This is a genomic window from Pseudomonas sp. AS2.8 (assembly GCF_014190935.1).
Classification (GTDB): domain Bacteria; phylum Pseudomonadota; class Gammaproteobacteria; order Pseudomonadales; family Pseudomonadaceae; genus Chryseomonas.
Window position 1 is genome coordinate 479,926 of record NZ_JACHVV010000001.1, and the last position, 16,582, is coordinate 496,507.

The 16,582-nt window shown below is 65.1% G+C and carries 19 protein-coding genes; 18 read left to right on the top strand and 1 reads right to left on the bottom strand.

The features are described 5' to 3' along the window. From FHR73_RS02185 to flhB, 17 genes are all read left to right on the top strand, one after another. Positions 1–303 (top strand): ComEA family DNA-binding protein, encoded by a 303-nt coding sequence (locus FHR73_RS02185; RefSeq protein ID WP_183629213.1) that lies wholly within the window; start codon positions 1–3, stop codon positions 301–303. Between the two features lie 144 nt (positions 304–447). Next, entirely contained in the window at positions 448–789 is a 342-nt protein-coding gene (fliE, locus tag FHR73_RS02190) for a flagellar hook-basal body complex protein FliE (RefSeq protein ID WP_132832054.1), read from the top strand. Positions 790–803: 14 nt separating this feature from the next. Continuing rightward, positions 804–2,612 (top strand): flagellar basal-body MS-ring/collar protein FliF, encoded by a 1,809-nt coding sequence (gene fliF / locus FHR73_RS02195; protein ID WP_183629215.1) that lies wholly within the window; start codon positions 804–806, stop codon positions 2,610–2,612. Further along, positions 2,599–3,609 (top strand): flagellar motor switch protein FliG, encoded by a 1,011-nt coding sequence (fliG, locus tag FHR73_RS02200; protein ID WP_133862399.1) that lies wholly within the window; start codon positions 2,599–2,601, stop codon positions 3,607–3,609. The genes fliF and fliG overlap by 14 nt, the downstream gene beginning before the upstream one ends. A 67-nt stretch (positions 3,610–3,676) precedes the next feature. After that, positions 3,677–4,456, top strand: coding sequence for a flagellar assembly protein FliH (gene fliH, locus FHR73_RS02205; protein ID WP_183629217.1), 780 nt, complete (start codon positions 3,677–3,679; stop codon positions 4,454–4,456). Then, on the top strand, positions 4,446–5,792 hold the full coding sequence (gene fliI, locus FHR73_RS02210; protein ID WP_017642072.1) for a flagellar protein export ATPase FliI: 1,347 nt from the start codon (positions 4,446–4,448) through the stop codon (positions 5,790–5,792). The genes fliH and fliI overlap by 11 nt, the downstream gene beginning before the upstream one ends. Positions 5,793–5,798: 6 nt before the next feature. Next, a complete protein-coding gene (gene fliJ / locus FHR73_RS02215; protein ID WP_133862397.1) occupies positions 5,799–6,242 on the top strand; it encodes a flagellar export protein FliJ in 444 nt (147 codons plus the stop codon). A gap of 44 nt (positions 6,243–6,286) precedes the next feature. Then, a complete protein-coding gene (locus tag FHR73_RS02220; protein ID WP_183629219.1) occupies positions 6,287–6,643 on the top strand; it encodes an Hpt domain-containing protein in 357 nt (118 codons plus the stop codon). Between the two features lie 76 nt (positions 6,644–6,719). Next, complete coding sequence (locus FHR73_RS02225) at positions 6,720–8,120, top strand: flagellar hook-length control protein FliK (RefSeq protein ID WP_260175501.1); 1,401 nt, start codon at positions 6,720–6,722, stop codon at positions 8,118–8,120. Positions 8,121–8,239: 119 nt separating this feature from the next. Beyond that, positions 8,240–8,761: a flagellar basal body-associated protein FliL gene (gene fliL / locus FHR73_RS02230; protein ID WP_183629221.1), complete on the top strand. Its 522-nt coding sequence runs from the start codon at positions 8,240–8,242 to the stop codon at positions 8,759–8,761. A gap of 8 nt (positions 8,762–8,769) precedes the next feature. Continuing rightward, positions 8,770–9,741 (top strand): flagellar motor switch protein FliM, encoded by a 972-nt coding sequence (fliM, locus tag FHR73_RS02235; RefSeq protein ID WP_183629224.1) that lies wholly within the window; start codon positions 8,770–8,772, stop codon positions 9,739–9,741. A gap of 55 nt (positions 9,742–9,796) precedes the next feature. Continuing rightward, entirely contained in the window at positions 9,797–10,252 is a 456-nt protein-coding gene (gene fliN, locus FHR73_RS02240; protein WP_133862393.1) for a flagellar motor switch protein FliN, read from the top strand. Positions 10,253–10,255: 3 nt separating this feature from the next. Beyond that, complete coding sequence (gene fliO, locus FHR73_RS02245; protein WP_183629226.1) at positions 10,256–10,669, top strand: flagellar biosynthetic protein FliO; 414 nt, start codon at positions 10,256–10,258, stop codon at positions 10,667–10,669. Continuing rightward, positions 10,666–11,463, top strand: a complete 798-nt coding sequence (gene fliP, locus FHR73_RS02250) for a flagellar type III secretion system pore protein FliP (protein ID WP_183629228.1) — start codon at positions 10,666–10,668, stop codon at positions 11,461–11,463. Before fliO ends, fliP begins: the two co-directional genes overlap by 4 nt. A 28-nt stretch (positions 11,464–11,491) precedes the next feature. Next, positions 11,492–11,761: a flagellar biosynthesis protein FliQ gene (gene fliQ / locus FHR73_RS02255; protein WP_027597972.1), complete on the top strand. Its 270-nt coding sequence runs from the start codon at positions 11,492–11,494 to the stop codon at positions 11,759–11,761. Positions 11,762–11,763: 2 nt separating this feature from the next. Beyond that, the gene (fliR, locus tag FHR73_RS02260) at positions 11,764–12,540 is read left to right on the top strand and encodes a flagellar biosynthetic protein FliR (protein ID WP_183629229.1); all 777 of its coding nucleotides are present in this window, start codon (positions 11,764–11,766) and stop codon (positions 12,538–12,540) included. Between the two features lie 12 nt (positions 12,541–12,552). After that, positions 12,553–13,701, top strand: coding sequence for a flagellar biosynthesis protein FlhB (flhB, locus tag FHR73_RS02265; protein WP_183629232.1), 1,149 nt, complete (start codon positions 12,553–12,555; stop codon positions 13,699–13,701). Here flhB and sodC read toward each other — a convergent pair. After that, positions 13,694–14,221 (bottom strand): superoxide dismutase family protein, encoded by a 528-nt coding sequence (gene sodC / locus FHR73_RS02270; RefSeq protein ID WP_007160370.1) that lies wholly within the window; start codon positions 14,219–14,221, stop codon positions 13,694–13,696. The genes flhB and sodC overlap by 8 nt on opposite strands. Positions 14,222–14,446: 225 nt before the next feature. Here sodC and flhA point away from each other — a divergent pair, with 225 nt between their 5' ends. After that, positions 14,447–16,573, top strand: a complete 2,127-nt coding sequence (gene flhA / locus FHR73_RS02275; RefSeq protein ID WP_183629234.1) for a flagellar biosynthesis protein FlhA — start codon at positions 14,447–14,449, stop codon at positions 16,571–16,573. The last annotated feature ends 9 nt before the right edge of the window (positions 16,574–16,582 follow it).

Consider the following 16,582-nt stretch of genomic DNA (forward strand, 5'->3'; position numbering starts at 1 on the left):
ATGAGATTCATCTGGATAGTGACGTTGCTGGCCCTGTTCGGTCCCTGGGCCAATGCCTGTGAGTCTGGCACGGGTGCTGCAACCAAGCCTGCCTCGAGTGTCAGCCTGGCACCCCTGAACATCAATGTCGCCGACGTCACCGCGCTGCAACGGCTGCGGGGAATAGGGGCGGTCAAGGCACAGGCGATCGTCGACCATCGCCAAGCCCATGGCGCCTTTGCCTCGGTGGACGAGCTGCTCGAGGTCAAGGGCATCGGCAAGGCCCTGCTGCAGCGCAACCGCGACCTGCTCAGCGTCGACTGATTTTCGGCAAACTTTAGCCGCCTCTCTGCACCTTTTTCCCAAACCACTGTTTTAGCTGGATTTTTAGGATCTGGCACAGGCATTGCTCTATCTCTGACACGAGTGGGTACGGCGTCAATTTCCCGTGCCAGAGGAGCAGAGCAAATGGTTCAAGGTGTCGAGTTCAATCGGTTGATGCTGGAAATGCGTTCCATGCAGACCGAAGCCATGGCCCGGTCGAAAGCCGTCGTAGCTCCGGCTGCCGGCGCGGAACAGGTCCAGGGTCCGAGCTTCGCCGACATGCTCAGCAAGGCCGTGGGCTCCGTCAACGAGACCCAGCAGACCGCTGGCGAGATGGCCAAGGCCTTCGAGCTGGGACAGGGTGGCGTCGACCTCACTCAAGTCATGATCGCTTCGCAGAAGGCCAGCGTCTCCGTGCAGGCCTTGACCCAGGTACGCAACAAGTTCGTTCAGGCGTACCAAGACATCATGCAAATGTCGATTTGAGGACGGTCTAGAAAATGGCTGAAGCTCTTACCAACGCACCCGTCCCGACGACCAAGCCCGAGGCTGAAGACAAGCCCAAGAAGTCGCTGCTGGGTCTCAGCTTTCTCGACAACCTGTCCGACATGCCGCTGCTGCGGCAGATGGGGCTGCTGATCGGCCTGGCCGCCAGCGTCGCCCTGGGCTTTGCCGTGGTGCTCTGGACCCAGCAGCCGGACTATCGGCCGCTGTACACCAGCATGAACGGCCTGGACGCCAACCAGGTGCTGCAGGCCCTGGGCGCGGCCGACATCGGCTACAAGGTCGATCCGAATTCCGGTGCCCTGCTGGTCAAGTCCGATGACCTCGGCCGGGCGCGCATGAAGATGGCCGCGGCCGGCATCACCGCCTCCGATGGCAACGTCGGCTTCGAGCTGCTGGACAAGGAGCAGCCGCTGGGCACCAGCCAGTTCATGGAAGCGGCCAACTATCGTCGCAGCCTGGAAGGCGAACTGGCCCGGACCATCTCCAGCCTCAACAACATCAAGGGCGCCCGGGTACACCTGGCGATCCCGAAGAGTTCGGTGTTCGTCCGTGACGAGCGCAAGCCGAGCGCCTCGGTCCTGGTCGAAATGTATCCCGGCCGTACCCTGGATGCCGGTCAGGTCATGGCCATCATCAATCTGGTCGCTACCAGCGTGCCGGAACTGGACAAGTCCCAGGTCACCATCGTCGACCAGAAGGGCCAGCTGCTGTCCGACCAGCAGAATCTCTCCGAGCTGTCGATCGCCGGCAAGCAACTGGACTACACCCGCAAGATGGAAGGCTCCCTGACCCAGCGCGTGCAGAACATCATGCAGCCGGTGCTGGGCAACGGCCGCTTCAAGGCCGAAGTGGCCGCCGACGTGGACTTCAATGCTGTGGAGTCGACCTCCGAGCAGTTCAATCCGGATCAGCCGGCCCTGCGCAGCGAGCAGCAGAACAGCGAGCAGCGTCAGACTTCCGGCGGCGGCGCCCAGGGCGTGCCGGGTGCACTGTCCAACCAGCCGCCCGGTCCGTCCTCGACGCCGGAGAAGGCCGGTGCCCAGGGTGGCGGTGCCAACTACATCGCTCCCGGCCAGCCGCTGCGTGACGCCAACGACCAGTACATCTACGACAGCAAGACCAGCCTGCCGGCGACCCTGCCGTACCCGACCGACAAGCGCGAGCAGAACACCCGTAACTACGAACTGGACCGCAGCATCAGCTATACCCGTCAGCAGCAGGGCCGTCTGCGTCGGCTTTCCGTCGCGGTGGTGCTGGACGATCAGGTCAAGGTCGATGCGGCCGGCAAGGTCAGCCATCAACCCTGGACCACCGAAGACCTGGCTCGCTTCACCCGTCTGGTGCAGGATGCCGTGGGCTTCGACGCCAGCCGTGGCGACAGCGTGAGCGTGATCAACGCGCCCTTCGCCCCGGTGCAGCAGGAAGAGATCGAGAGCATTCCCTTCTACCAGCAGCCCTGGTTCTGGGGCGTGGTCAAGCAGGCCCTCGGCGTCCTCTTCATCCTGGTGCTAGTCTTTGGGGTGCTGCGTCCGGTGCTGAAGAATCTGTCCGGCGGCAACACCAAGGACGCCGCCGCCCTGGCCGCTGCCGGTGGTGCCGGTGCCCTGGGTGCCGGCGGTCTGGATGGGCTGTCGGACGATCTGGCCGACGACAAGGTGAGTCTGGCCGGTCCGGCGCCGCTGTTGCTGCCGAGTCCGAGCGAGGGCTATGACGCTCAACTGACCGCCATCAAGCAGCTGGTCAACGATGATCCGGGCCGTGTCGCCCAGGTAGTGAAGGATTGGATCAATGGCGACGAATGAAGCGCAACTTTCCAAGGTAGAGAAGGCCGCGATCTTCCTCCTGTCGCTGGGCGAAGCCGATGCCGCGCAGATCCTGCGCCACATGGGACCCAAGGAGGTGCAGAAGGTCGGTACCGCCATGGCCCAGATGCGCAACGTCAACCGCGAGCAGGTCGAGCGGGTGCTGGGCGACTTCATCGAGGTGGTGGGCGACCAGACCAGTCTGGGCGTGGGCGCCGACGGCTATATCCGCAAGATGCTCACCCAGGCCCTGGGCGAGGACAAGGCCAGCGGCCTGATCGACCGGATCCTGCTGGGTGGCAATACCAGCGGTCTGGACAGCCTGAAGTGGATGGAGCCACGGGCGGTGGCGGACGTGATCCGCTACGAGCACCCGCAGATCCAGGCCATCGTGGTGGCCTACCTGGATCCCGACCAGGCGGCCGAAGTCCTTGGCCACTTCGATCACAAGGTGCGCCTGGACATCGTCCTGCGCGTCTCCTCGCTGAACACCGTGCAACCGGCGGCGCTCAAGGAGCTGAACCTGATCCTCGAGAAGCAGTTCTCCGGCAGCGCCAGCACCACCCGTACCGCCCTGGGCGGCGTGAAGCGTGCCGCCGACATCATGAACTACCTGGACAGCTCGGTCGAAGGCCCGCTGATGGACGCGATCCGCGACGCGGACCAGGATCTGTCGGGGCAGATCGAGGACCTGATGTTCGTCTTCGACAACCTGTCCGATGTCGACGACCGCGGCATCCAGGCGCTCTTGCGCGAGGTCTCCTCCGATGTGCTGGTGCTGGCGCTCAAGGGCGCCGACGACGGCATCAAGGAGAAATTCTTCCGCAACATGTCCAAGCGCGCGGCCGAACTGCTGCGCGACGACCTGGAAGCCAAGGGGCCGGTGCGACTGTCCGAGGTGGAGGGGGCGCAGAAAGAGGTGCTCGCCGTGGCCCGCCGCATGGCCGACGCCGGCGAGATCGTGCTGGGTGGCAAGGGTGGCGAGGAAATGGTCTGACGGCTTTTCGGGATTGGCCTGTGCTTTGCTAGGGTCTGGTCAGTAGCGGTTTTCTGACGGACAGGTAATGAGCAAAGAAGCGGCGAGCGAACTGATCAGGGCGCGGGATCTGGAAGCCTTCGACGTCTGGCGACTGCCAGCCTTCGACAGTTTCGACGCGCCTGCAGAAATCCCTGTACCCGCTGCAGCCGAGCCCGAGCCCCAGCCGGAGCCCCAGATCGAAGAGGTTCCGGTCGAAGAGGTCCAGCCGATCACCCTCGAAGAGCTGGAGGCGATCCGCCAGGAGGCCTACAACGAGGGCTTCGGCACTGGCGAGCGCGACGGCTACCACGCCGGTCAGCTCAAGGCGCGCCAGGAAGCCGAGGCGGCCCTCACCGCCCGGCTGGCCAGTCTGGAAACCCTGATGAGCCATCTGCTCGATCCCATCGGCGAGCAGGACCTGGCCCTGGAAGCCGGCATGGTGCAGCTGGTCCGGCATATCACCCGCGAAGTCATCCAGCGCGAACTCACGCTAGACTCCAGTCAGTTGGTTCAGGTGGTGCGCACGGCGCTGAAGCTGCTGCCCATGGGTGCCGAGAACATCCGCATCCAGGTCAGCCCCCAGGACTTCGAGCTGATGAAGGCCTTGCGTGACCGCCACGAGGAAAAATGGCGCATCCTTGAGGACGAGACCCTGATGCCTGGCGGTTGCCGGATCGAGACCGAGAGCAGCGTCATCGATGCCAGCATCGAGACCCGCCTGACCCAGGCGCTGACCCAACTGGCCGAGCAGCAGCGCTACCAGGCGACCCAGCCCCAGGAAGCCGATCTGCACATCGACATCGAGGATGCCTCCCATGCGTCTTGAGCGTCTGAGTTTCGAACGCCGCCTCAGCGGTTACGATGAAGCCATCCGGGTCGAGCAGCAGCCGGTGATCGAAGGCCGCCTGCTGCGCATGGTCGGTCTGACCTTGGAGGCCGAAGGCCTGCGCGCCGCCGTCGGCAGCCGCTGCCGGCTGATCAATGGCGGTGGCTACCAGCCGGTGGAAGTCGAAGCCGAGGTGATGGGCTTCAACGGCAACAAGACCTTTCTCATGCCGGTGGGCAGCCTGGCCGGCATCGCGCCCGGCGCCCGGGTGGTGCCGGTGCCGGATACCGGCCGCCTGCCGATGGGCATGTCGATGCTGGGACGTGTGCTGGATGGGCTGGGCAACGCCCTGGACGGCAAGGGCCGCATGCGCGCCGAAGACTGGGTACCGATGGACGGTCCCACCATCAACCCGCTCAAGCGCGAGCCCATTAGCGAGCCCCTGGATGTCGGCATCCGCAGCATCAACGGTTTGTTGACGGTAGGTCGCGGCCAGCGTCTCGGCCTGTTCGCCGGTACCGGCGTGGGCAAGAGCGTGCTGCTCGGCATGATGACCCGGCTGACCAAGGCCGAGATCATCGTGGTCGGGCTGATCGGCGAGCGGGGTCGCGAGGTGAAGGAATTCATCGAGCACATCCTTGGCGAGGAGGGCATCAAGCGAGCGGTGGTCGTGGCCTCCCCGGCGGACGATGCGCCCCTGCTGCGCCTGCGTGCAGCCATGTACTGCACCCGCATCGCCGAATACTTTCGCGACAAGGGCAAGAACGTGCTCCTGCTGATGGATTCGCTAACCCGCTATGCCCAGGCGCAGCGGGAGATCGCCCTGGCCATCGGCGAGCCGCCGGCGACCAAGGGCTACCCGCCGTCGGTGTTCGCCAAGCTGCCGCGCCTGGTGGAACGGGCCGGCAACGCAGAAAAAGGTGGGGGTTCGATCACGGCGTTTTATACTGTGCTCTCGGAAGGCGACGACCAGCAGGATCCCATCGCCGACTCGGCGCGCGGCGTGCTGGATGGTCACTTCGTGCTGTCGCGGCGGCTGGCCGAGGAAGGGCACTATCCGGCGATCGACATCGAGGCGTCCATCAGCCGGGTCATGCCCCAGGTGGTCAGCCCGGAGCACCTGCGCAACGCCCAGCGCGTCAAGCAGCTCTGGTCGCTCTATCAGCAGGCCAAGGACCTGCTCAGCGTCGGTGCCTATGTGCCCGGCGGGAATGCCGAAACCGATCTGGCGATCGCCCGCTATGCGCCCATGCAGCAGTTCCTGCGCCAGGGTCTGCGCGAAAGCGAATCGCTGGAGCAGAGTTCCGCCAATCTCCAAGCCGTATTGGGAGGCTGATAGATCATGAAAGGCAGAGCCGAGCGTCTGGGTCCGGTGGTGGAGATGAGCGAACGCGACGAGCGTGACGCCGCCCAGCGCCTGGGACAATGCCAGCAGCAACTGGCCCAGGCCGAGTTCAAGCTGGGTGAATTGCAGCGCTATAGGGAGGATTACCAGCAGCGCCTGGTGGTCAATGGCAGCCGTGGTGTCACCGGGCAGTGGCTGATCGGCTATCAACGCTTCCTCAGCCAGCTGGAAGAGGCGATCGGCCAGCAGGAGCGCAACGCCCAGTGGCACCGCGACGTGGTGGCCAAGGCGCGTACCCAGTGGCAGGAGCGCTATGCCCGCCTCGAAGGCCTGCGCAAGCTGGTCGAGCGCTATCGCCAGGAGCAGCGCCAGGTAGAGGACAAGCGCGAACAGAAACAGATGGACGAATACGCCCAGCGGGCGCGCTCGACCTATATCTAGGCCGGGCCCCGCCTTCGTTCCCTTTCTTGTCAGTGAGAATGCCGATGTTTTCCTCCCATCTCGATCCGGAAACGCTCGCCGCCCTGCGCGACTGCATGGAGGAGGAGTACGTCGATCTCATCGAAACCTTTCTGCTCGACTGCGAGGAACGCATCGCCGAACTCAAGCGCAGCGTGATCGGTGGCGATGCCGAACAGGTCCGCCAGCTGGCGCACAGCTTCAAGGGTAGCGCCGGCAACATGGGTGCCGCGCCCCTGGCGCAGCTGTGTCGGGACGTGGAGGAGGGTGCGCGGCGCCGGGCGACCACCGCCGAACTGGCCATGGGCGTTTCCGCCATGGAGCGCGAATTCGCCATCGTCCGCATCCTGTTCAGGGTCGAGCGGCAACGCTACGCGGGCTGACCTCGTCAAAGCGCTGGCGTTTCTGGCTGGCGCGCAACTTGCTAGATACCCGGAAACCCGTCGTTCGGAGCTCTCCATGGCCGTCGTGCCCGATTTCCTTTTGAATACCGCCACCTCTCCAGCCGGCACCGGCCGGGCGGCGGCCAAGACCCCTTCCCAGGATCGCCCGGCAGCCCAGGAACGGTTCGCCGATGTCTTCGCCCAGGAGCAGCCGCGTGAGCCGGTGCGCAGCGAAAAGCCGCGCGACACCAGCGACAGCAAGGCCCCGACCCAGGCGCGCAAGAACGAACCCGGGCGGGCCCGGGACGGCGATGACCGAGTGAAGCGCTCCGGTGATGACGACCGCACCGCGGACGCCAAGTCCCAGGCCGACAGCGCCGCCAAGAGCGGCGAGCAGTCGGCAGCCGCTACCGACGACAGCGGCAAGACCTTGCCGGTGGCCCAGGGCGAAGACGCCAAGGCGCCCGTCGATGCGCTGCTGGATCCGCTGTTCATGTTCGGCATGACCGGTCAGTTCCCGCAACCCGTGGCCACGCCTGCCCCTACGCCTCAGCTGCCGACCGGGACGGCGGCGGAAGCGGCGGCCACCGCCACCACCCAGGCCCTGGATCCGGCGGCGCTGCTGGGCGCTGCCGTGGCTACCGCCGCCCAGGCGACCGCCACCGGGGCGGGGACGGGCGCGACGGCGACCCCGGCCAAGGCTGGCGAGCAGCAGGCCGCGGACGACGGTCTGGCGCAACTGCTGGGCCAGGCTCCCCAGGCACAGGGTGACGCCGCCAAGGCCGCCACCAACGCCAACAACCTGGCGGCCACCCAGCTGCAAGGCTTGCTGCCGGCTGATGGCGCCCCTGCTCCGGCGGCGGATCAGGCGGCCAGCGCGGCCCTGGCTGCGACCCTGGACAAGGGCGACGGGCAGGACGCGGCGGTACCGAGCAAGGCCGATGCCTTCGCCGACAAACTTACCGCCCTGTCTCAAGCCCTCAGCACGCCCGCTGCGACTGCTCGCCCGGTCACGGCCACGGTGCCTGGCCAGCCGCTCAGTCCGCAGGCAGGCAACTTCAGCGAGGCGGTGGTCGACAAGGTCATGTGGATGTCCAGCCAGAATCTCAAGACCGCCGACATCCAGATGGAGCCGGCGCAACTGGGCAAGCTGGAGGTGCGGATCGACATGACCCAGGACCAGACCCAGGTCACCTTCGCCAGTCCCCACGCCGACGTGCGCGAGGCGCTGGACAACGGCAGCCAGCGCCTGCGCGAACTCTTCGCCCAGCAGGGCATGAACCTCGCCAACGTCAACGTTTCCGATCAGTCGTCCGGTCAGGCCTGGCAGCAATCGCAGCAGGGTGGCCAGAGCGATAATTCGCGTCGCGGTAGCCGTGGCGCGGGTGGGAGCGAGGACGAAGCGGTGGCGAATGTCGCCGAAACCCGTGGCTCGGCGACGCTCGCAGCGCGCAGTCTGGTCGACTACTACGCGTGACGGGCCGCCGGCTGCCAGGTGACAGCCTCGGCCGCACCTGCTATATCCCCTTCGTATCAATAGGTTAGCTGCGTCACCCAACAGGGGTGACGCGCAGCACAGGATTCGGTCGAGCACTTATGGCGAAGAAGCAGGCCCCTGCGGCAGAGGGTGCAGCCGCGGAAGGCAAGGGCAAGGGCAAGCTCAAACTCATCATCATCATCGTCGTGGCCCTGCTGCTGGTCATTGGCGCCTCGGTGGGCGCGACCTGGTTCCTGCTCGGCAAGAAGAGCGCCGAGCCCGAGCACGCCGCGCCGGCCGCTCCGGCGGCACCCGTGCACCTGGCGGCGGTCTACCAGGCGCTGGTACCGGCCTTCGTGGTCAATTACAACGCCGAGGGTCGCCAGCGCTACATGCAGGTCACGGTGACCCTGATGGGGCGCGACCAGGCGCAGATGGATGCGCTCAAGGCGCAGCTGCCGCAGGTCCGCAATCAGCTGGTGATGCTGTTTTCCGGGCAGGACTTCAATAGCCTGCTGACGCCGGTGGGCAAGGAGATGCTGCGCCAGCAGGCCACCAGCAAGGTTCAGGAGCTGGCGAAGAAACTGACCGGCCAGACTGCCATCGAACAGGTATTGTTCACCAATCTCGTCCTGCAATAGGTAACGCCATGGCCGTGCAAGATCTGCTCTCTCAGGATGAAATCGATGCCCTGCTGCACGGGGTCGACGATGGCATCGTCGAGACCGAGACCGACGCCGAGCCGGGCACCATCAAGGGCTATGACCTCACCAGCCAGGATCGCATCGTCCGCGGACGCATGCCGACCCTGGAGATGATCAACGAACGCTTCGCCCGCTACACCCGGGTCAGCATGTTCAACCTGTTGCGGCGTTCGGCGGACGTCTCCGTGGGCGGGGTGCAGGTCACCAAGTTCGGCGAGTACATCCATTCGCTGTATGTCCCCACCAGCCTCAACATGGTCAAGATGAAGCCGCTGCGCGGGACCGCGCTGTTCATCCTCGATGCCCGGCTGGTGTTCAAGCTGGTGGACAACTTCTTTGGCGGTGACGGCCGCCACGCCAAGATCGAGGGCCGTGAATTCACCCCCACCGAACTGCGCGTGGTGCGCATGGTGCTCGACCAGTGCTTCGTCGACCTCAAGGAAGCCTGGGGCGCCATGCTCGACTGCCAGTTCGAATACATGAACTCCGAGGTCAACCCGGCGCTGGCCAACATCGTCAGCCCCAGCGAAGTGGTGGTGGTGAGCACCTTCAACATCGAACTGGATGGCGGCGGCGGCGAACTGCACGTGACCATGCCCTATTCGATGATCGAGCCGATCCGCGAGATGCTCGACGCCGGTTTCCAGTCGGACGTGGACGACCAGGACGAACGCTGGGTCAAGGCCCTGCGCGAGGACCTGCTCGATGTGCGCGTCCCACTGGAGGCGACGGTTGTCCGGCGCCAACTCAAACTCCGCGATATCCTCAACATGCAGCCCGGCGACGTGATTCCGGTGGAAATGCCGGACGAGATGCTCATGCGAGCCAACGGCATGCCCACCTTCAAGGTCAAGATGGGCGCGCGCAAGGGCAACCTGGCCCTGCAGATTCTCGAACCGGTCAGCCGCAGCCGCTGAGCGACAACCGTTTTCTTGTCCGGGCCGAGGCCCGGCCTAGCACGAGACCCAGATGATGGCAGACAACCCCGAAGAACAAGCCCTGGCGGACGAGTGGGCCGCGGCCCTGGCCGAAGCCGGTGACGCCAGCCAGGACGACATCGACGCCCTGATGGCGCAGGGCACCCAGGTCGAAGCCCCCAAGCCGCCCAAGGCGCCGGTGGAAGAATTTGGTCAGAGCAGCGGGGGTTTGGCAGTGACTGGCATGGAAGGTCCCAACCTGGATGTGATCCTGGACATCCCGGTGACCATCTCCATGGAGGTCGGCCACACCGACATCTCCATCCGCAACCTGCTGCAACTCAACCAGGGCTCGGTCATCGAGCTCGACCGTCTGGCTGGCGAGCCGCTGGACGTGCTGGTGAATGGTACGCTGATCGCCCACGGTGAAGTGGTGGTGGTGAACGAGAAGTTCGGGATCCGCCTGACCGACGTCATCAGCCCCACGGAACGTATCAAGAAGCTGCGGTGATCCATGAAGAGTCTGCTCCTGCCGTTGGGTCTCCTGCCCCTGACCGCGCGTGCCGCCGAAGCCACCTCGCCGGGGCTGGATGTGGGGGCTCAGGTCGGCCAGCTGCTGCTCGGGCTGCTCCTGGTGATCGCGCTGATCCTCGGTCTGGCCTGGCTGGTGCGCCGGGTGCAGCAGCAGGGGCCGCGTGGCCAGCAGGTGATCAAGGTGATCTCCACCCAGCACCTGGGCCCGCGCGAGCGGCTGGTGCTGGTGCAGGTCGGTCAGGAGCAGCTGCTGATCGGCGTCGCTGGCGGGCGGATCACGCCACTGCACAGCCTGTGCGAGCCGGTGCGCCTCGGCGAGACCGAGGCACCGGCGCCGGAATTCGCCCAGCGCCTGCTGGAACTCATCAGCCGCGATCCCAAGGCGAAACCATGATCCCCTCGCGTCTACCGGCCGGTCTGGGACGCACCCTGGGCTGGCTGCTGGGCCTGGCCGTGCTGTTGTTCGCGCCCCTGGCGCTGGCGCAGCAGGCTGGCCAGCCGAATCCGCTGTCGATTCCTGCCATCACCCTGAGCACCAACGGCCAGGGTCAGCAGGAATATTCGGTCAGCCTGCAGATCCTGCTGATCATGACGGCGCTGAGCTTCATCCCGGCGTTCGTCATGCTGATGACCAGCTTCACCCGCATCGTCATCGTCTTCGCCATCCTGCGTCAGGCGCTGGGCCTGCAGACCACGCCGTCCAACCAGGTGCTGGTGGGCATGGCGCTGTTTCTCTCGCTGTTCATCATGGCGCCGGTGTTCGACCGCATCAACACCACCGCCGTGCAGCCCTACCTGAACGAACAGCTCAGTGCCCAGGATGCCATTGCCCGTGCCCAGGTGCCGATGAAGGACTTCATGCTGGGGCAGACCCGACAATCGGATCTGGACCTGTTCATGCGGCTGTCCAAGCGCACCGACATTCCCAGTGCCGATCAGGCGCCCTTGTCGATCCTGGTGCCGGCCTTCGTCACCTCCGAACTCAAGACCGCCTTCCAGATCGGCTTCATGATCTTCATTCCCTTCCTGGTCATCGACCTGGTGATCGCCAGCGTGCTGATGGCCATGGGCATGATGATGCTGTCGCCGATGATCATCTCCCTGCCGTTCAAGCTGATGCTGTTCGTCTTGGTGGATGGCTGGGCGCTGATCATGGGTACCCTGGCCAGCAGCTTCGGCACCGTCTAGCGGTGCCCCCTTTGCGTGGAGAAGCGAAATGACCCCTGAAGTCGCCGTCGATCTGTTCCGCCAGGGCCTCTGGCTCACCGCGTTGCTGGTGGCGGTGCTGGTGGTACCGAGTCTGATCGTCGGCCTGATCGTGGCGGTCTTCCAGGCGGCGACCCAGATCAACGAACAGACCCTGAGCTTCCTGCCCCGGCTGATCGTCACCCTGTTGACGCTGATCGTGCTGGGCCCCTGGATGGTCAGGCAGCTGATGGAGTTCATCCAGACCTCGGTCGCCAACATTCCGCGGCTGATCGGCTAGCCATGCTCGCCCTCAGCGACGCCCAGATCGGCGGCTGGGTCGGCAGCTTCCTGTTTCCCCTGTTCCGCATCGCCGCGCTGCTGATGACCATGCCGATCATCGGCACCACGCTGGTCCCGGTGCGGGTGCGGATGTACCTGGCCCTGGCCTTGAGCCTGGTGCTGGTGCCGACGCTGCCGCCGATGCCGCAGGTGGATGCCATCAGCCCCCAGGCGCTGCCGCTGATCGTCGAGCAGATCCTCATCGGCGCGGTGATGGGTTTCAGCCTGCAGCTGTTCTTCCATGTCTTCGTGGTGGCGGGGCAGATCATCTCGACCCAGGCGGGCCTGAGCTTCGCGTCCATGATCGATCCAGTGAACGGCGCCTCGGCGCCGGTGATGGGCCAGTTCTTCACCATGCTGGTGACGTTGCTGTTCCTGGCCATGAACGGCCACCTGGTGGTGTTCGAGATCCTGGCGGAAAGCTTCGTCACCCTGCCGGTGGGGGATACCTTGAGCGTCGAGCATTTCCAGCAGGTCGCCGGGCGGCTGGGCTGGGTACTGGGCGCAGGCATCCTGCTGGTGCTGCCGGCCATCACCGCGTTGCTGGTGGTCAATATCGCCTTCGGCATCATGACCCGCGCGGCGCCACAGCTGAACATCTTTTCCGTCGGCATGCCGCTGATCGTGGTGCTGGGCATGATCATCGTCTGGCTCGGTACCGCCGACATCCTTTCCCACTATGAAAGTCTCGCCACCGAGGCGCTGCAATGGCTGCGCGAACTGGCCCGAGAACGCTAGGAGGTACGCCACATGGCTGAATCCGATGGCGAAGACCGCACAGAAGACCCCACAGAGAAACGCAAGCGTGATTCCCGGGAGGAGGGGCAGCTCCCGCGATCACGCGAACTCGGTACGGTGGCGGTCATGCTCTCGGGGGTCGGCGGCCTGCTGATGTATGGCGCCTTTCTCGGCGGCAAGCTGCTGGAGGTGATGCGCAGCAACTTCTCCCTGCGCCGGGAAGAGGTCATGGACGAGCGCTTCATGAGCACCTTTCTGCTGGCCTCGGGCAAGGCGGCGATGATCGGCATGCTGCCGATGATCGCCCTGGTGGTGATCGCCGCCATCATCGGCCACATCGCCCTGGGTGGCTTCCTGTTTTCCGGCAAGGTGCTGGCACCCAAGCCGAGCCGAATGAATCCCATGTCCGGCATCGCCCGGATGTTTTCCAAGCATTCCCTGGTGGAGTTGCTCAAGGCGCTGGGCAAGTTCTTCATCATCCTCGGCGTGTCGGTGATGGTGCTGATGAGCGAACGCACGGCGCTGCTGCAGATCGCCAAGCTGCCGACCGAGCAGGCGCTGCTGCACAGCATGCAGGTGGTGGGGCATGCCACCCTGCTGCTGGCCATGGGGCTGCTGATCATCGCCGCGGTGGACGTTCCCTTCCAGATCCTCAGCAATCGCAAGAAGCTGATGATGACCAAGCAGGAGATCAAGGACGAGTACAAGGACAGCGAGGGCAAGCCCGAGGTCAAGGGCAAGATCCGCCAGATGCAGCGGCAGATGGCGCAGCGCCGGATGATGGCCGAGGTGCCCAACGCCGATGTGGTCATCACCAACCCGACCCACTTCGCCGTGGCGCTCAAATACGATGCGGCCAAGGGCGGGGCACCGGTGCTGGTGGCCAAGGGCAGCGATTTCACCGCGCTGAAGATCCGCGAGATCGCCCAGGAGCACCAGGTCTCGCTGCTGGAGTCGCCGGGGCTGGCGCGGGCGGTGTATTTCTCCACCGAGGTCGACCAGGAGATTCCGGCCGGTCTCTACGTCGCCGTGGCCCAGGTCCTGGCCTATGTCTATCAGCTCAGGCAGTTCCGCGCCGGACGTGGACGCAAGCCCAAGCTGTCCGATCTGCCCATCCCGCCGGATCTGCGGCGGGATGAGGAGGGGAAGGCGCCTACTTGATGACGCCGCAGGCGACGCGCGCGCCGCCACCGCCCAGCGGCTTGGGCTGGTCGGCGTAGTTGTCGCCACCAGCATGCACCATCAGGGCATGGCCCTTGAGTTCTTCGAGGCGCTTCAGACGGGGCGCCAGCACCGGCTGGGTGGCCTGGCCGTCGGCGGTCACGTAGAGCGCTGGCAATTCGCCCAGGTGGCCGTCGTCCGACCAGGGCGCGCTGTGCTTGCCGGTGTTGCGCGGATCCAGATGGCCACCCGCGGCGCCACCCGCGGTCAGGGTGCCATTCACCTCGGCTGCGCCGCAGTTGGGCTTGGTATGGACATGAAAGCCATGGATGCCGGGCTCCAGGCCCTTGAGGTCGGGTGTGAAGACCAGGCCGTACTTGGAACGGGTCACCTGCACGCTGCCGACGCTTTCGCCCACACCGTCGGTCGTGACCTTGTTCAGCGGGATCGTCAGAGACTCGGCCGCCTGGGCGGTTCCGACCAGGCAGGTGGCCAACAGCGTCGCGGTCCAGATTTTCATGGTGATGTTCCTCGGATGGGCGCGCTAGCGCGGGTCCCTAGACAGACTCATGGCCTCCGCCCGTGGTTCAGCCGACGGCTTTGGCGATCCGTAACCAGTCCTGTATCACCCCTGCGAAAACCTCGCTGATTCAAGGTCTTGGGCAGTTGGCCCGGAGCTTGCTCAAGCCCCTGCGAACAGTGCGCTGCGTCAACTTTCCGTGACGACGGCACCGGCAAGCGAGGAATGGGTGTGAAAGTCGACAAATCCATGATGATGGGCAACATGCGCGGTCTGGCTCGCGGCAACCTGGGCGTGCCGCTGGCCGTCCTGGCGATGCTCGCCATGATGACCCTGCCGATGCCGCCGTTCCTGCTGGACGTGCTGTTCACCTTCAACATCGCCCTGTCGATCGTGGTCCTGCTGGTCAGCGTCTACGCCCTGCGGCCGCTGGACTTCGCGGTCTTCCCGACCATCCTGCTGGTCTCGACCCTGCTGCGCCTGGCGCTGAACGTGGCCTCCAGCCGCGTCGTGCTGCTGCACGGCCAGGACGGTCACGACGCCGCGGGCAAGGTCATCCAGGCCTTCGGCGAGGTGGTGGTCGGCGGCAACTACGTGGTCGGTGCGGTGGTGTTCGCCATCCTCATGATCATCAACTTCGTGGTGGTAACCAAGGGTGCCGGTCGTATCTCCGAGGTGTCGGCGCGTTTCACCCTGGACGCCATGCCCGGCAAGCAGATGGCCATCGACGCCGACCTGAACGCCGGCATCATCGACCAGGCCGAAGCCAAGAAGCGCCGGACCGAAGTGGGCCAGGAAGCCGACTTCTACGGTTCCATGGACGGTGCCAGCAAATTCGTTCGCGGTGACGCCGTCGCCGGTCTGCTGATCCTCTTCATCAACCTCATCGGCGGCATGGCCATCGGCATGGCCCAGCACGGTCTGCCGTTCGGCGAAGCGGCGCGCATCTACGCCCTGCTGACCATCGGTGACGGCCTGGTCGCCCAGGTCCCCTCGCTGCTGCTGTCGGTTGCCGCAGCCATCATGGTGACCCGGGTGTCCTCGGCCGAGGACATGGGCCAGCAGGTCAATCGTCAGATGTTCGCCTCGCCCAAGGCGCTGGCGGTCTCGGCCTTCATCATCATCGCCATGGGCCTGGTCCCGGGCATGCCGCACCTGCCGTTCCTCGGCCTGGGCGGCGGCGCCGCCGCCGGTGCCTGGATGATCTACAAGCGTCAGCGCCAGGCCAAGCAGACCGCCGAGGTCGAAGCCAAGAAGCAGCAGGACCTGGCTCCCGTGCAGCGTCCGGCCGAGGCCAAGGAGCTGGGCTGGGACGACGTCACCCCGGTGGACATGGTCGGTCTAGAAGTCGGCTACCGGCTGATCCCCATGGTCGATCGCAACCAGGGTGGCCAGCTGCTGGCGCGGATCAAGGGCGTGCGCAAGAAGCTGTCCCAGGACCTCGGCTTCCTCATGCCGTCGGTGCACATCCGCGACAACCTGGACCTGCTGCCCAATGCCTATCGTCTGACGCTTATGGGCGTCAGCGTGGCCGAAGCCGAGATCTACCCCGATCGCGAGCTGGCCATCAACCCCGGTCAGGTCTATGGCTCCCTCAACGGCGTCGCCGCCAAGGATCCGGCATTCGGTCTGGAGGCCGTCTGGATCGACGTCACCCAGCGCGACCAGGCCCAATCCCTCGGCTACACCGTGGTCGATGCCAGCACCGTGGTCGCCACCCACCTCAACCAGGTGCTCTTCAAGCACGCCCACGAGCTGATCGGTCACGAAGAAGTCCAGCAATTGCTGCAGGTGCTGGCCAAGAGTTCGCCCAAGCTGGCCGAGGAGCTGGTGCCCGGCATCGTCTCCCTTTCGACCCTGCTCAAGATCCTCCAGCAGCTGCTGCAGGAGCAGGTCCCGGTCCGCGACATCCGTACCATCGCGGAAGCCATCGCCAACGTCGGTCCGCGGAGTCAAGATCCCGCCGCCATCGCCGGTGCCGTGCGGGTTGCCTTGTCCCGCGCAATCGTCCAGAACATCGTGGGAATGGAGCCTGAGCTGCCTGTTATCACCCTTGAGCCAAGGTTGGAACAGATGTTGCTAAGTAGTATGCAGAAGGCCGGTCAAGGCGCCGAGGACGGCATGTTCCTCGAGCCTGGCATGGCTGAAAAACTGCAGCGTTCCCTCATCGAGGCAGCGCAGCGTCAGGAAATGATGGGTAAGCCAGTGGTGCTGCTGGTAGCCGGTGCGATCCGCGGGATGATGTCCCGCTTCGCGCGGATGGCGGCACCGAATATGAGTGTACTGGCGTACCAGGAAATTCCGGACAACAAGCAGGTCACCATCGTCGCTACCGTTGGCCAGAATGGCTGAGGTCTAGAT

Excerpts from the sequence above, each read along its gene's own strand:
- FHR73_RS02185 (WP_183629213.1), top strand. The coding sequence starts at position 1 with ATGAGATTCATCTGGATAGTGACGTTGCTGGCCCTGTTCGGTCCCTGG.
- fliE (WP_132832054.1), top strand. The coding sequence starts at position 448 with ATGGTTCAAGGTGTCGAGTTCAATCGGTTGATGCTGGAAATGCGTTCC.
- fliF (WP_183629215.1), top strand. The coding sequence starts at position 804 with ATGGCTGAAGCTCTTACCAACGCACCCGTCCCGACGACCAAGCCCGAG.
- fliG (WP_133862399.1), top strand. The coding sequence starts at position 2,599 with ATGGCGACGAATGAAGCGCAACTTTCCAAGGTAGAGAAGGCCGCGATC.
- fliH (WP_183629217.1), top strand. The coding sequence starts at position 3,677 with ATGAGCAAAGAAGCGGCGAGCGAACTGATCAGGGCGCGGGATCTGGAA.
- fliI (WP_017642072.1), top strand. The coding sequence starts at position 4,446 with ATGCGTCTTGAGCGTCTGAGTTTCGAACGCCGCCTCAGCGGTTACGAT.
- fliJ (WP_133862397.1), top strand. The coding sequence starts at position 5,799 with ATGAAAGGCAGAGCCGAGCGTCTGGGTCCGGTGGTGGAGATGAGCGAA.
- FHR73_RS02220 (WP_183629219.1), top strand. The coding sequence starts at position 6,287 with ATGTTTTCCTCCCATCTCGATCCGGAAACGCTCGCCGCCCTGCGCGAC.
- FHR73_RS02225 (WP_260175501.1), top strand. The coding sequence starts at position 6,720 with ATGGCCGTCGTGCCCGATTTCCTTTTGAATACCGCCACCTCTCCAGCC.
- fliL (WP_183629221.1), top strand. The coding sequence starts at position 8,240 with ATGGCGAAGAAGCAGGCCCCTGCGGCAGAGGGTGCAGCCGCGGAAGGC.
- fliM (WP_183629224.1), top strand. The coding sequence starts at position 8,770 with ATGGCCGTGCAAGATCTGCTCTCTCAGGATGAAATCGATGCCCTGCTG.
- fliN (WP_133862393.1), top strand. The coding sequence starts at position 9,797 with ATGGCAGACAACCCCGAAGAACAAGCCCTGGCGGACGAGTGGGCCGCG.
- fliO (WP_183629226.1), top strand. The coding sequence starts at position 10,256 with ATGAAGAGTCTGCTCCTGCCGTTGGGTCTCCTGCCCCTGACCGCGCGT.
- fliP (WP_183629228.1), top strand. The coding sequence starts at position 10,666 with ATGATCCCCTCGCGTCTACCGGCCGGTCTGGGACGCACCCTGGGCTGG.
- fliQ (WP_027597972.1), top strand. The coding sequence starts at position 11,492 with ATGACCCCTGAAGTCGCCGTCGATCTGTTCCGCCAGGGCCTCTGGCTC.
- fliR (WP_183629229.1), top strand. The coding sequence starts at position 11,764 with ATGCTCGCCCTCAGCGACGCCCAGATCGGCGGCTGGGTCGGCAGCTTC.
- flhB (WP_183629232.1), top strand. The coding sequence starts at position 12,553 with ATGGCTGAATCCGATGGCGAAGACCGCACAGAAGACCCCACAGAGAAA.
- sodC (WP_007160370.1), bottom strand. The coding sequence starts at position 14,221 with ATGAAAATCTGGACCGCGACGCTGTTGGCCACCTGCCTGGTCGGAACC.
- flhA (WP_183629234.1), top strand. The coding sequence starts at position 14,447 with ATGGGTGTGAAAGTCGACAAATCCATGATGATGGGCAACATGCGCGGT.